This is a genomic window from Paraoerskovia marina, assembly GCF_900105445.1.
In the GTDB taxonomy this organism is placed as follows: Bacteria; Actinomycetota; Actinomycetes; order Actinomycetales; family Cellulomonadaceae; genus Paraoerskovia; species Paraoerskovia marina.
The window spans coordinates 695,809-709,928 of sequence record NZ_LT629776.1; the positions used below are offsets into that span (position 1 = coordinate 695,809).

The following is a 14,120-nucleotide window of genomic DNA, read 5'->3' on the forward strand; positions in this document are numbered from 1 at the left end:
AGGGTTCCACGATGCTCCGCCCATTCCTCCTCATCGGTGTCGGTGGCTCCGGGGGCAAGACCCTCCGTGTGGTGCGCGACGACCTGACGCGTCGACTGGCCCAGGCAGGCTGGGAGGGCGACCTCCCGCAGGCCTGGCAGTTCGTGCACATCGACGTCCCGACGCACGCCGACGGTGACGACCGCGACCTCCCGGCACAGCTGCCGGAGCGCGACTACCAGGGCCTCGTCGCGAGCGGGGTCGACTACCGGACCATCGACGCCGCGATGGTGAACCAGGGCGGGCCGCACCTGCGGGACGCCGTCGCGAGCTGGCGGCCCGACCCGAACAAGGTCAACGTCCCGGCGTCCAAGGGTGCGGGCCAGTACCGCGCGCTCGGCCGCATCATCACGGTGGCGGGCATGACGCGCATCAAGGAGGCGCTCAACACGGCGCGCCGCCAGCTCACGGGCGCCGAGGTCGACGGAGAGCTCGCGGAGGTCACGCGGCTGCTCGGTGCCGGGGCGTCGACGTCGAAGGACTCGCCCACGGTCGTGGTCGTCTCCTCGATCGCCGGTGGCTCGGGCGCCGGCGCTGTCGTGGACGTCTGCGACGCCGTCCGCTCGCTGGGGGACAAGTGGGCCTCGGAGATCGTCGGGCTGCTGTACGCCCCGGACGTCTTCGACTACCTGCCGGAGGAGAACCGTCGCGGGGTCCGGCCCAACTCGCTCGCGACCATCGGCGAGATCCTCAACGGGTACTGGAACGCCAGCGGACCCTCGGAGGCCACGACCGAGCTCTTCGCCAAGTACGGTCTGCAGCTCGGCGCCGCCGTCCGGAGTGGCCCCCGGTTCCCGTACATCGTGGGCAGCAGCAACGAGTTCGTCAGCTACGCCTCGCAGAACGACATCTACCGGGCGCTCGGCCGGTCGCTCGCCTCGTGGGTGACGAGCCCGACCCTCCAGGACTACCTCTCGGCGTACGTCCAGACCAACTGGTCGAACTCCGCGTCGTCGGTGCCCGACCACCTGCCGCTGCACTCGCCCGGGACGGAGACGCCGCTCTCGGCGATGGGGTCGGCACGCGTCGGCCTCGGCCGCGACCGGTTCCGCGACTACGCGTCCCAGCACCTCGCCCGCTCCGCGACGACGCGGCTTCTGCACCGGCACGAGGAGCTGCGCCGCTCCGGCGACGACCGCACCGAGAAGCAGGTGATCCGCGAGGCCGCGGAGTCGGCGTTCGGCGGTTTTCTGCGGCACTCCGGGCTGGACGAGCGCGGCCAGGAGAACAACGACATCATCGACGCGCTACGGCCGACCGACCAGGACGATGCCCGCAAGCTCCTTGCCCGCAAGGTCCTCGAGCTCGTCAAGGAGAGGATCCCCAAGAAGGGCGACACGGTGGAGAACATCCGCCGCACCGTCATCAACACGGTCAACGACCGGGCGTCGTCGTTCCTCTCGCAGCAGCGCGAGGCCCGGCACGCGCGAGCCGCCCGGTGGACGACCGACATCCAGCGCCACCTGGTCGCGCAGACGTCGAAGAGCATCGCGCTCAACGGGGCGCCCGTCATGGTCGAGGTGCTCGGCAAGCTCGACACCGAGCTCACGCACGTCCGCGAGGAGCTCAGCAGCGAGGCCGCCAGCTACAAGCGCAGCGCCGCCGGACTGCACGGGTACGTGCAGAGCGCGCTCGGCGAGAACTCGAGCACCGTGATCACCGCCGAGAGCGAGCTCATCCAGAACGCGATCCGGGCTGCCGTGGACGCACTGCGCTCGCAGGCCGAGGCAGAGGTCCGCGAGCTCGCGGTCTCCCTGCTGCCCGACTTCGCGGAGAACGTGCTCGCCCCGCTGACCGAGGCGGTCTCCCACGCGTACCAGAAGCTCGCGAGCGACGGCGAGATCGTCGAGTCCTGGCCGGAGCGCGACGTCGTCCCCACCCGTCTGCGCCCCGCACCCAACGAGTTCCTCGTGGACCCGCCCGAGTCCTACCCGCAGATCCTCGACGACCTCGTCCAGCGCACCGTCGCGTCCGACGACGGCGTCTCGCACCGCGCGGACGCCGACGTCCAGGTGATCCTCGGGGTCGACTCGGTCGAGGCCGCGGGGCAGACGCTGATCCGGCCCGAGGCCGCCTGGGTGCCGCGCGACCACCAGGTCGTCGCCTCCGCCACCGCCGTGCCGACGCGGGCCTCGTTCCGCCTGGCCGCGCGCGCCGAGGACGTCCTCGGGCGTGCCGAGACCTGGCTGACCCGCCCGGGCACGACCGTCGGCGCGTTCATGGCCCAGGGGCTCTCGCACTACCTCGACCCCGAGAAGGCCGAGCCGGCCGAGCACATGCGGCGCCTCGAGCGGTTCGAGGGCCAGTTCATCGCCGCCCTCAACGGGGCCGCCCCGCTCGTCAGCATCAACCCCGCGGTGCTCGTGCAGGTGCACGAGAAGCACGAGATCAAGTACACGGCCACCTTCAGCGAGATCCCCTTCTCGTCCAAGTCGCCCGCCCAGTCCCTGATCCGCCGCGTGCTGGAGTCCCGCAACCAGTGGTCCGAGAAGGTCGACAAGGCCTTCGGCGACGCCAAGGTCGACTTCATCGACATCTTCACGGTGCTCGGGGAGCCCTACGAGCCTGTCGTCTTCGACAGCCTCATGCGGCCGATCAAGGCCGAGTGGGGTGCGCGGTCCAAGGCCAGCGACTCCCGCTCGGAGTTCTGGCGCTGGCGCCGGGCACGGCCCCTCTCCGAGTCGCTGCCGATGTCTCCCGGGGTGCTGGAGTCGATGGTCCGCGGCTGGTTCGTCGCCGGAGCCCTCGGCCAGCTCGACCTCCGCGACGACGCCGCGGGCATCTACGTGCCCGCGCGCAACGGCATCAGCGGCGAGATGGTCTCGTTCCCCTCGCCGCTGCTGTCCGGGGGCGGCCGTCTCGACGGCCCCGACGCGCTCGCGGCGATCCTCGAGGGCATCAACCTGGCGCTCCTCGAGGTCAACAACAAGGAGTCCCTCGAGCCGATCGCGCCCTACAGCCGGCTCCTCGACCTCGGCCGCTCCGGCAGCGGCAGCGACGCGGGGTACGAGGAGATCGGCCGCGAGCTGCGCCGCTGGATCCTCAACGGCGAGAACCACCGCACAGGACCGGACGCCGCCGGCACGTGGTCGAGCCGTCGGGAGGAGGCCTCCGCGCGCTTCAACCGCTTCATCCAGCGCTTCGGCGCCTACTTCGACAAGATCGAGCAGCAGCACGACATGCTCGACTCGCCCCCGATGTTCGACCTGCGCCACGTCGTGATCGCCGCGCTCGGCGACCTCCGCCGCGCCGTCGACGCCCTCGAGCTCGAGAGCGAAGACGGAGGGTGGGCGTGACCACAGATCAGCTCACCGTCTTCCTCGTCGGGGACGGCGCCCGCGGCGACGAGCTCGAGTCGCTCGTCGCCAGCTGGGCGGCCCAGGGCCTGATCGGCTCGTCGCTGTGGGTGCGGCCCGGGGGCATCACCGCGAGCGAGTACGGCCCGCCCGCCGTCGAGGCCGACCTGATCGACGACGAGGGGGTCACGACGACGGACCTGTTCCGCGCCGTCGGCCGTCACCGGCTCGCCACGCTCCGCGTCGTCGTCGGGCATCTCGCCGTCCCGGGAGAGAAGGCAGACCGTGAGCTCGTCGAGGTCGGACGACTCGTGGCGCAGCAGATCCGCGGAGTCCTGCCCCGGGCGAGCGACGGCAAGCGCGGGGGGACGCGCCTGGTCCGGGCGAACGTCGTCATCCCGGCGAGCGGCGTCGTCGACCTCGATCCTGAGATGCTGATCGCCGAGTGGGACGTCAATGCCGTGATCTCGTCCGAGGACCGGCCCGACCTCGACCGTGCGAGCGTGTTCGTCCGCGACGGGTCCAACTTCCTCGGGCACGCCGCGTCGGCCCTGTGCGCGGTCGGCGGGGTGCTCGACGGCGTCCCCGGCGGCGCGCTCGACCTCGTCCAGTCCGACTCCACCACGCACGACGGCGACTCCGTGGTCGTGCGCTTCTCGGTACGAGCCGTCGTGGGCGAGGACGTCGCGCGGCGCATGACGTCGCGCGCGATGGAGACCGTCGAGGACGAGCCCGTCGGAGCGGGCGCGTTCTCCACGTGGGGCCGGGGCGCCGCAGACCCGGCACGTCTGGTCCAGCGCGCGCTCGACCACGTCGAGCAGGGGTCCACGTGGCGCGAGGCGGAGCGCGTGTCGATCGACCGCCCGCGCCGTCGCCAGGAGACGCCGTGGCGGACCTTCAAGGAGGCCGCGCGGTTCAACCTGCGGACCGTCGGGACGGTCGCGAAGTGGACCGTGGGCATCGGCAAGCAGAAGATCGAGCGCGCCGCGACGCGCGGACTGGTGGGGGAGGACAGCGACACGATCGTGCGGTTCGGCCCCTCGTCGCCGTCGAGCCTGCGAGCGCACGCCGAGCAGTGGCTCCGGACCCAGTCCGCGGAGATCGAGCAGATCGAGGCAGAGCGTGAGGCCGAGAGCATCGCCGTCCCGTCGCCGCGGACGTGGGCCGACCTGCGGGAGTTCTGCTTCTCCCTGAACGACGGCGGGTCGTTGCCCGAGGGGTTCGACGAGCCGACGTACGCGGGGCAGCGCGAGCTCCTCGGTGCGGACGACCTCGCCCCGGCGCCGTTCCTGGCGGTGCACGGGGAGGACGGGCGCGTCGTCCGGCCGGAGCCCGCCGAGATCCGGGCCGAGGGCGAGCGGCGTCAGGCGCGTGCGACGGCGCTTCGAGCCAAGGCCCGAGAGCTCCACGCGCAGGAGGCCGCCGCGCGGGTCGAGCCCGAACCGCTGGTCGAGCCTGTCGAGACCGAGCCGGAACCGCCGGTCGAGCCAGTCGAGCCAGTCGAGCCAGTCGAGACCAAGCCTGTCGAGACCGAGCCGGAACCCCCGGTCGAGCCTGTCGAGCCCGAGCCCGAGACCAAGCCGGAACCGCCGGTCGAGCCTGTCGAGACCGAGACCGAGACCGACCCCGAATCGCCGGTCGAGCCTGTCGAGACCAAGCCCGTCGAGACCCCGACCGAGCCCGTCGACACCCCCGCCCAGCTCGCAGACCGCGCCGCCGAGGAGGCTGAGCGCGACCTGAAGTCGTTCCGCGACACGACGGAGTCGGCACGGGGGTCGCTCCTGTACCGCCTGTCCTCAAAGATCGAGGAGCGCCGTCGTGGGCACGAGCAGCGGCACGAGGCGGCGAAGCAGGCCCTCGCCCCTGAGCCGCCGCCGCACGAGACCCTCGTCCGAGCGCAGCGTCGGCTGATCTCGACGTGGCGGATCGCGCCGCTGCTGTGGCTCGTGTTCTCGCTGGTCGCGTGGGCTGTCGTCTACCTCATGGACGAGTCGCTGTGGACGGCCGTGTGGTGGACGGTGGGTCTGCTCGTCGGGGCTGTGGTCGTGCTGATCGTCGCCAACCACGCCTACTACAAGGCGATCCGTCGGTATCAGTGGGAGGTCGTCGAGGCGCGTGACCGCCGGGTGCGTGCGGCCGAGAACTACGTGCACTCGGGGCGTGAGGCGCGGCGTCTCGCCCTGGTCTACCGGCTCCTGGTCGACTGGACCGAGCTGATCGGGCACGTGCTGCACGGAGGGTTCGGCACCGTGCCGTCCGTCGAGCCGCACATCCCCGAGTCTGCGGTGGATGCGCTGCCGGCGGCGACCGCCGTCGCGCAGCAGGTCTCGGTCGACGACGAGCTGCCGACCTCGTTGATCGTCACGTGCATCCAGACGATCTACCGGCGGGGCTGGAACACGGAGAACTACCTGCGGGCGTACGAGCTCTTCAAGGAGAGGAACGCCGTCGAGGAGCCGGGCGGGTACCCGGCCGTCGACATCGACGTGAGCGAGAGCCACGCGAGCGTCCGTCGACGCCTGGTCGAGTTCTGGCGTTCCGGGTACCCGTCGACCCAGCTTGCCGAGGAGGCTGCGGGGCACGTGCGCGAGGTCGTGGAGGCGGACGAGATCCGGCTCCCTGCCCGGCGGGTGACGCGGGTCGGGATCTACGGTGACGGCGAGGTGCTCGCCGAGCCGGAGTTCTACCGCGCGACGATCGGTGACGCGACGGCGTTCGTCAACGACATGTTCACGCCGTTGGGTCAGCAGAACCGCAAGCACTACGTGCGCCGGTCCATCGTCTGGATTCCGCGGGTCGCCGGTACGGAGTGGGCGGACGGGCTTGAGACGGAGCGTGCGAGCGGCTCGGTCGCCCTGCGCGCCGACGTCTCCGCGCGGGTGGCTGCGCGGGAGCTGACGGCGTTCTCACCGAGAAATTCGCCGGCACCGGAGCCCGAGGCGGCCGAGGCACCCGAGGAGGACTCGCCCGTCGCCGTCGAAGACGGGCAGGCCTGGGTCTGACCCTGCGTCGCCGTGTCGGGGCGGTGTCCCCGACTGGGCTACCGTGGGTGATGTCCACGTACTCGTCGTCGACCGTCTGTGACCGGTGAGATTCCAGTCCTCCCGGGATCTTCTCCGACCAGTGCCGGCCCACGTCGTCGGGCCGTACTCCACCGCCGCGGTCCTGCCCGGCGAGAAACAGGGTCCGCATGCCGAAGGCCATCTCTCACCGCGTCGTCCTGATCCGCCTGTCCCACCTGGACGACGAGGTGTCGCCAGACGCGCTGTACGAGGCCTCGCACACGGGCTGGGCGGTCGGTGCGGTGCGTCGCAAGGGACCGGAGGCGACGCAGGTCGCGCTGGCGGTCCGGGACGGCGTGGTGGCGGGCGCGTGGTGGATCGACGGGTGGTGGCACGACGACGAGACCTCTCGGTGGGTCTTCGACGGCCACGGCGACGCGGAGCTGGACGAGAAGTACCTGGGGCTCGACGTCGCGCGCTGGTACCCGAAGGGCTCGCGCTTCTCGGTGCGCTACGTCGCGCCGGGGGAGAAGCCGGAAGCGCCCGTGATCAAGGCGGCGCGCGCCTCGAAGGTCGCCGAGAAGCCGTCGGTGCCGCAGCCGGTCCCGTGCCCGAGGTGCTTCATGGAGCTGCCGTCGACGGGGCTGTGCGTGCACTGCACGGAGTGACCCGTACCGGCCAGGCCCGTGTACGTATTGTCCCGTAAGTGTGTTGCGCACCGCGTCGTCCCTGGTCACGCTGGCAAGAAGCCCGCGTGTGCGGGGAACTTCGACGAAGGCTGAGATACGCGTGTCTGCTCTCAACCATTCCTCCACGGCCCGGGCGACGACGCCTGCTCGCCGTGTCTTCTTTCTCACCGCCCTGGCGGCGGTTCTCGCGCTCGTGGCGACGATGGCCGTCGCGGTCTCGACGGCGCAGCGCGCCGCGGCTGCCACGTGTGCCGCCGCGTGGTCGTCCTCGACCGTCTACACCGGGGGCGACGTCGTCTCGATCGACGGCAAGAACTGGACCGCCTCGTACTGGACGCTCAACGACGAGCCGGGCACGGGTGGCCCGTGGGGCCCGTGGCGCAACGGTGTCGCCTGTGGCGGCAGCACCCCGACGCCCGACCCGACCACCGATCCGACGACGGACCCCACCACCGACCCCACACCGGACCCGACGACCACCGCGCCGTCCTCCGACTTCGTGGTCACGGAGGCGCAGTTCAACCAGATGTTCCCGTCGCGGAACTCGTTCTACACCTACGCCGGTCTGGTCGACGCGCTGAAGGCGTACCCGGAGTTCGCGAGCACGGGCGGCGACGTGGTCGCCAAGCGTGAGGCCGCGGCCTTCCTCGCGAACATCGCGCACGAGACGGGCCACCTGCGCTACGTCACGGAGATCAACACCGCGAACTACCCGCACTACTGCGACGCCAACCAGCCGTACGGCTGCCCTGCCGGACAGGCGGCGTACTACGGCCGTGGGCCCATCCAGCTGAGCTGGAACTTCAACTACAAGGCCGCGGGCGACGCGCTGGGCATCGACCTGCTGAACAACCCGAACCTCGTCCAGGAGGACTCCTCCGTCGCCTGGCAGACGGGTATCTGGTACTGGATGACGCAGAACGGCCCGGGCACCATGACCGGCCACGAGGCGATCGTCAACGGTGCGGGCTTCGGTGAGAGCATCCGCTCGATCAACGGCGCACTGGAGTGCAACGGTGGCAACACCGGGCAGGTGCAGGCGCGCGTGAACTACTTCCAGGAGTTCACGTCGATCATCGGCACGACGCCGGGGAACAACCTCAGCTGCTGACCTGATCCGGTCGGCACGTCCGACGACGGCGCGAGGCCCGGTGAGGAGTGATCCTCACCGGGCCTCGTGCGTGGGGGGCGGTCAGCAGGACAGATGGTGTCCGGGCGTCGTCTCCAGGATGTCGCAGAAGGCGACGAAGCGGTCGACCCGTGACTGCACCTGGCGCGGGTTGCCGCCGTCGCACTCGAGCGGTCCGTTGATGGCCCGGATCGCCTCGGCGAACCCGTGCTCGTCGACGATCGCCTCGTGACCGGTGAACTCGCCCTCGCCGGGCTGGGTCATCCAGTACCAGATGCCGGTCTGCCAGGCGACGGACGCGTCGGTCTCGACGAGCTCGGGGTGGTGAAGCAGGTCGATACCGAGGGCGTCGCCGGCGGTCTTGTAGTTGAAGTTCCAGCTCAGCTGGATGGGCCCGCGGCCGAAGTAGGCGTCGTTGCCCGCGGGGCAGCCGTAGGGCTGTGCGGGGTCGCAGTAGTTGCCGTACAGGGCCGTGTTGATCTCCGTGACGTACTGGAGGTTGAGCGTCTCGTGGTCGACGTTGGCGAGGAAGGCCGCGGCCTCACGCTTGGCGACCTCCTCGCCACCCGTGCTCGCGAACTCCGGGTACGCCTTCAGCGCGTCGACCAGACCGGCGTAGGTGTAGAACGAGTTCCGCGACGGGAACATCTGGTCGAACTGCGCCTCCGAGACGACGAACGGCTGCGTCGCGGAGCCGGTGGCGTCCTGCGGCGGGACGGGAGCGGGTGTGTCGGGCATCGAGACCTCCGGGAGTGTGAGCGCCGCGCGTCGCTGCGGCCGACCGTCATCCTGATACGCCGCCGACACGATGAGCAATCTACGTACCTCGACGCTCGGGGCCCGCGTCGTCGCGCTCGCGGACCCGCGCGGCGTCCGAATCCTGGATCGGGGAGGGTGAAAAGTAGATTACATTTCGGTAACACGAAGCGTCCGAATTGCCCGAGTTTGACCCCTGGTGGGGCATAAACCGGATGAATTTTGCCTCTCCGCCTCATATGGCCCGGAAACTGGGGCTTCCTGGCAGTTGGACAAGCGTCCTAGAGTCTCCTCGGCCACCCTTCTGAACGCGTCGTGAGAGCGAGCAATCCTGCATGAATGTCAAGTCCTTGAGACCCTCGATCGCGATGATCATCGCGATCGCCCTCGTGCTCCTCGGAGCCGTCGTCGCCGTCCCGATGGCGATCGCCGGTAGCGGCAACGGCAACGGGCAGGAGACCTGCAACTCCGACGGCAGCGCTGGCTGGACCAAGGTCGACGGACTGAGCGGAAAGACCTACACCGTCACCGCGCGGGACGGCTACCTCATCGACGAGACCTGCGTGAAGGCGGCGAAGGTCGTCAAGTACGACAAGCTCGACACGCCGTCGGCGAGCGTCACGATCTCGTCGCCCGCGACGAACGGGAACGGCCAGGTGCAGGACATCAGCCACGTCTCGTACCGCGAGGTGCAGAAGGTCGAGGTGCCGTCGGCCGCCACCCCGAAGCTGAATGCTGGGTTTGTGTGCAAGGCGACGCAGGACGGTCCGGTGGAGAACGTGCCGGGTGGTCAGGAGTTCGCTGCTGGTGACTACATCGTTCAGGTGATTCAGCAGTCGTCGGTCGAGACGGACTGGCAGCTGCGCGTCGGGAACCAGACGCCGCTGCTCACGGGCACGATGCCGGCCGATGGTGGCCGGACGTATCACGCGTTGAAGTCGGCCGTCGATGGCGTGAAGATTCACTGGGACGGTGGAAGCAAGGGCACGTTCTCGACGAACGAGACCCAGCCGTGCTCCTACCCCGAGCCGGTGGTCGCCCCGAAGCTGAATGCTGGGTTCGTGTGCTTGGCGACGCAGGACGGTCCGGTGGAGAACGTGCCGGGTGGTCAGGAGTTCGCTGCTGGTGACTACATCGTTCAGGTGATTCAGCAGTCGTCGGTCGAGACGGCCTGGCAGATGCGTGTGGGCAACGGTCCGGCGCTGCTGGAGGGCACGATGCCTGCTGATGGTGGCCGGACGTATCACGCGTTGACGTCGCCGGCTGCTGGTGTCTCGATCTTCTGGGACGGTGGCAAGAAGGGCACGTTCTCGACGAACGAGACCCAGCCGTGCTCCTACCCCGAGCCGGTGGTCGCCCCGAAGCTGAATGCTGGGTTTGTGTGCAAGGCGACGCAGGACGGTCCGGTGGAGAACGTGCCGGGTGGTCAGGAGTTCGCTGCTGGTGACTACATCGTTCAGGTGATTCAGCAGTCGTCGGTCGAGACGGACTGGCAGCTGCGCGTCGGGAACCAGACGCCGCTGCTCACGGGCACGATGCCGGCCGATGGTGGCCGGACGTATCACGCGTTGAAGTCGGCCGTCGATGGCGTGAAGATTCACTGGGACGGTGGAAGCAAGGGCACGTTCTCGACGAACGAGACCCAGCCGTGCTCCTACCCCGAGCCGGTGGTCGCCCCGAAGCTGAATGCTGGGTTCGTGTGCTTGGCGACGCAGGACGGTCCGGTGGAGAACGTGCCGGGTGGTCAGGAGTTCGCTGCTGGTGACTACATCGTTCAGGTGATTCAGCAGTCGTCGGTCGAGACGGCCTGGCAGATGCGTGTGGGCAACGGTCCGGCGCTGCTGGAGGGCACGATGCCTGCTGATGGTGACCGGACGTATCACGCGTTGACGTCGCCGGCTGCTGGTGTCTCGATCTTCTGGGACGGTGGCAAGAAGGGCACGTTCTCGACGAACGAGAACCAGCCGTGCTCCTACCCCGAGGTCCCGGTCGTCCAGCAGTGCGAGTCCTTCGAGACGGTCACGTTCGCGGACCTGACGGACTGGGACACGTCGGAGAGCCACTCGGGCGGCTCGTCCGAGGTCACGACCGCCGGTCTTGAGGTTCACAACCCTCAGGGCGGCAAGGCTGTCGGCTACAACGGTCTCTCGTTCGACCTCGCGGTCGCCGGTGCTCCGTCGATGGAGTGGACCGGGACCGGTACGGCGCCCGGGCTCCAGATGGGTGTCGACCTGAACGGCGACGACAAGTGGGACGGCGTCCTGGTCAATGAGGCGTACAACTACCCGACCCGCGCTGACCAGTGGTGGTTCACCAAGACGACGTTCGACGCGCCCGTCGAGAGCACCTACTTCAGCGGAAACTCGAGCGGCTACGGCACGCTCGACGAGTGGCTCGCCCTGTACCCGGACGCGAACGTCCGCTACGTCGGGTACTCGCTCGGCACCGGTCCGGCCGGTGACGGGGTCATCTCGTCGATGACGTTCAACTGCCACACCTTCACGTTCGCCGCGCCCGAGCCCGTGCTCGAGCCGGTCACGCCCGCGCTCGAGCTCACGCAGCCGGTCTGCACGGCCGTCCCGGGTGAGCTGTTCGGTCAGGAGTTCTCCGACGGCGCGGTCTCGTTCACCAAGAACGAGGGCATCTCGTCGATCCACGTCTTCAACGGCACGGACACGAGCAACGGCAAGCCGTCGAGCTGGTCGGAGCTGGAGCCGGGTCAGTACTTCGTGATCGCCACGCCTGCGGCGGGGCACACGTTCGACGGCGCGCTGACGGACGGCTGGAAGCTCAGCTCGTCCGGCAAGGCGACCTACACCCTCACGGTCGAGCAGCCCGCCGACTGCTGGGAGCCGCTGCCCGCGACGCCGTCGGTCGACGTCGTGCAGCCTGTCTGCACCGCCGTCCCCGGTGAGTTGTTCGGGCAGGACGTGACCGACGGGTCGGTCCAGGTCACGTCGCTCGTCGGCATCCGGTCCGTCTACGTGTTCAACGGCACCGACGTCAGCACCGGCAAGCCGGACGACCTCGGTGCTCTGGCCCCGGGTGCGTACAACGTGATCGCGACGCCGGCCAACGGCTTCACGTTCGACGGTGCGCTCGCCGAGGGCTGGAAGCTCAGTCCCTCGGGCAAGGCGACGTTCGCCTTCACCATCGACGAGGCTGCCGACTGCTGGGAGCCCCTCGAGGTCACGCCGGTCACCCCGGAGTGGGACGACCAGTGCGGTGCGTCGATGAACCTGTCGGCCACCACGACGCCGGTCGAGGGCATCTCCTACGAGGTCACCGAGACCAAGAACGGCCTGAAGGTCGTCGCGACGCCGGACGAGGGCTACATCCTCACCGACAAGCCGAGCGACACGAAGAACCCCGACTCGTGGCAGTGGACCAAGGGCGACTCGTTCGAGCTCTGCGACGCGACCCCCGCGGTCGAGGTCACGCAGGCGGAGTGCGAGGCCGTCCCGGGTGAGCTGTTCGGCCAGTCCGTCACGGCCGGGTCGGTCTCCGTCCCCGAGCTCGACGGCGTGAAGTCGGTCTACGTCTTCAACGGCACGGACGTGAACAACGGCAAGCCTGGCGACCTGGGTGCGCTCGCCGCCGGTGACTATCTCGTGATCGCGACGCCGGAGGCCGACTTCTCGTTCGACGGGAACCTCGGTGACGGGTGGGAGCTGAGCCCCTCGGGCAAGGCGACCTACGCGTTCACCATCGACGAGGCGGCCGACTGCTGGGAGCCGATCGAGGTCACCGCGGCCACCCCGACCGTCGTCGACCAGTGCGGGACCGAGGGCGACGAGGTCGTCCTCCCCGAGGTCGACGGCGTCTCGTACGAGGCATGGGTCGCGCCGTCGGGCGACTGGCGGGTCAAGGCCACGGTCCAGGACGGCTACGCCCTGTCGAACCACTCGGCCAACGACGAGTCGGTCAAGTGGTTCACGTTCGAGCGGGACACCCGTGACTGCGTGACCGCGACGCCTCCGGTCGTCGACCAGCAGTGCGGTCTCGGCGCCGACGGGATCTCCTTCCCGCAGATCGACGGCGTCAGCTACTCGGCCGACCAGGTCGGCGGCGCGTGGATCGTCACGGCCGTCGTCGACGGAACCGCGCACATCCTCGAGAACGCCGACGTCGAGGGTGGCTCCACGGTCACCTGGCCGGTGGACCTGGGTGAGGCGGGGGTCGAGTGCCCGCCCGCGCCCGTCGTCGTCGAGCCGGTCGAGCCGACCGTCGAGGACCAGTGCGGCACGGACGTGAACATCACGGCCACGCTGCCCGAGGTCGAGGGCGTCACGTACAGCACGCAGACCACGGCGGACGGCGTCGTCGTCACCGCGCTCCCCAACCCCGGGTTCGTCCTGGCGGAGGGTGAGGGGCAGGCGGCAGACGCCTGGACCTGGACGTTCACCGACTCGCTCGAGGCGTGCCCCGCCCCGCAGGAGCCTGCTCTGACCGGGTCGGTCGCCACCGGCGAGTGCCTGAAGGACGCGCCGTGGATCTTCTACGACGTCACCCTCACGGACCCGGACGGTCAGTCGACGGGTACCGCAGCACGCATCGTCCTGACGGACGGCACCGAGACGTCGACCGTCGAGCTCGGCGAGCTCGGTGCGGACGGCACGCTCTCGGGCAAGGTGCTGTGGCCCGGTGCCTCGGTCGCCGAGGACGGCGAGACGCCGACCGGGTGGCCGGGCTGGGCGCAGACCGAGGACGGCTCGTGGGTTGAGACCGACGGGAACTTCGCGTGGACCCGGGGGGACATCACGGCGACGCTCGAGGTCAACCCGGAGATCTCGGTGGACCTCTCCTACCCGCCGGCGACGCCCGCCTGTGCCGCGGCACCGCCCGTCACGGAGACGGGGACCGAGACGACGGAGCCCACGGACCCCGAGACCACGGCGCCGTCGACCGAGGGCGAGCCCGAGGCGTCCGAGACCCCGGACTCCGAGGTGCTCGGCACCTCGATCCCGTCGCCCGAGGGTTCGGACGTCGCCGCTGAGGTGACGGACGAGGGCGGTCTGGCCGAGACCGGTGCGGATCTCGCACTTCTCGGACTCGTCGCGCTCGGGCTCCTGACGGTCGGAGCCGGTGTGCTGGCGTTCCGCCGCCTGGCCTGATCCCGCACGACGACGCCCCGGCACCTTCTCGACGGAAGGTGCCGGGGCGTCGTCGTACCCGGCATGGGAAAGGTGCAAACCGGTATATTCGGTCG

6 protein-coding genes are annotated in these 14,120 nt (G+C 69.7%); 5 read left to right on the forward strand and 1 reads right to left on the reverse strand.

What is annotated here, in order from left to right:
• Nucleotides 1-11: 11 nt before the first annotated feature.
• The 4 genes from BLU20_RS03120 (at nucleotide 12) to BLU20_RS03135 (ending at nucleotide 8,137) form a co-directional block, all read left to right on the forward strand.
• A complete protein-coding gene (locus tag BLU20_RS03120) occupies nucleotides 12-3,335 on the forward strand; it encodes a tubulin-like doman-containing protein (protein ID WP_083371560.1) in 3,324 nt (1,107 codons plus the stop codon).
• The gene (locus tag BLU20_RS03125) at nucleotides 3,332-6,337 is read left to right on the forward strand and encodes a hypothetical protein (protein WP_157270278.1); all 3,006 of its coding nucleotides are present in this window, start codon (nucleotides 3,332-3,334) and stop codon (nucleotides 6,335-6,337) included. The genes BLU20_RS03120 and BLU20_RS03125 overlap by 4 nt, the downstream gene beginning before the upstream one ends.
• 188 nt (nucleotides 6,338-6,525) lie before the next feature.
• Nucleotides 6,526-7,005 (forward strand): hypothetical protein, encoded by a 480-nt coding sequence (locus BLU20_RS03130; RefSeq protein ID WP_029253908.1) that lies wholly within the window; start codon nucleotides 6,526-6,528, stop codon nucleotides 7,003-7,005.
• Between the two features lie 121 nt (nucleotides 7,006-7,126).
• Entirely contained in the window at nucleotides 7,127-8,137 is a 1,011-nt protein-coding gene (locus tag BLU20_RS03135; RefSeq protein WP_231959273.1) for a glycoside hydrolase family 19 protein, read from the forward strand.
• A gap of 81 nt (nucleotides 8,138-8,218) precedes the next feature.
• Here BLU20_RS03135 and BLU20_RS03140 read toward each other — a convergent pair whose 3' ends face one another.
• Complete coding sequence (locus BLU20_RS03140; protein ID WP_083372885.1) at nucleotides 8,219-8,893, reverse strand: chitinase; 675 nt, start codon at nucleotides 8,891-8,893, stop codon at nucleotides 8,219-8,221.
• Between the two features lie 353 nt (nucleotides 8,894-9,246).
• Here BLU20_RS03140 and BLU20_RS03145 point away from each other — a divergent pair, with 353 nt between their 5' ends.
• A complete protein-coding gene (locus BLU20_RS03145) occupies nucleotides 9,247-14,025 on the forward strand; it encodes a hypothetical protein (protein WP_157270280.1) in 4,779 nt (1,592 codons plus the stop codon).
• The last annotated feature ends 95 nt before the right edge of the window (nucleotides 14,026-14,120 follow it).